Annotated in this window: 1 protein-coding gene; it reads left to right on the top strand. The window is 42.6% G+C overall.

Annotated elements, in window-relative coordinates; all coding sequences use genetic code 11:
- A partial coding sequence (locus HI950_RS35415) for a dihydrofolate reductase family protein (protein WP_187768229.1) occupies positions 1–207 on the top strand: 207 nt, incomplete at its 5' end.
- Between the last annotated feature and the right edge of the window lie 565 nt (positions 208–772).

The following is a 772-nucleotide window of genomic DNA, read 5'->3' as shown; positions in this document are numbered from 1 at the left end:
GCCGACATTACGATTGGCGGCCCCGAGCTTGCTGGGCAGGCGATGAGCGCGGGACTGATCGACGAGTGTCATCTGCTTCTTAATCCGATTGTCTTGGGTGGAGGGAAGCGAGCATTGCCGGACAACCTCAGCATGCGGCTCGAGCTGCTCGGTGAGCGCCGCTTCCGAAGCGGCGTTGTTCATCTTCACTACCGCGTGATCGTCTGACCGCGACGCTAGAGTGAAATTCAGGAGATACGCTTTCGGACTTACTATAATCAAGTGAAATTACGAAGCCGGAAGTTATGAGCGGCTTCAATTTTTGAACTAACGAAGTACGATAGTTAAATAACACTTAATGTTAAGCAGATGCTGCGTTAGCCAGCTCATTATTATTATACTCACGGGTAGGAAAGTTGAGTTGTATAATGAATAATCAGAAAACGGATTTTCCATATGTTAGTTAGAGAAGAGGTCCTATGGAAACTTATATATGTCATGTTTGCGGATTTCCTGAACTCGAAGAACCCCCCCTGGGGTATGAATGGTACATCTAGCTTTAACATCTGTAATTGTTGTGGGTTCACTTTTGGATATGAGGATTGTCAATTAAGTGCTTACGAAAAGAATAAACACAAATGGATTACTTCGGGGGCAAAATGGTTTGACAAAGAACTTCAACCTGATGGGTGGAGATTAGACATCCAATTGAAAAACATTGAAAAAATACCTCAACATCTATTACCTAAATATCTAAGAACAAAGGAATAATTTAATCTAATCATTGAACTAA

The organism is Paenibacillus sp. PL91, from assembly GCF_012935325.2.
In the GTDB taxonomy this organism is placed as follows: Bacteria; Bacillota; Bacilli; order Paenibacillales; family Paenibacillaceae; genus Pristimantibacillus.
Note: the sequence above shows the minus strand (reverse complement) of the source record. Positions and strands in the feature narration are given on the sequence as shown.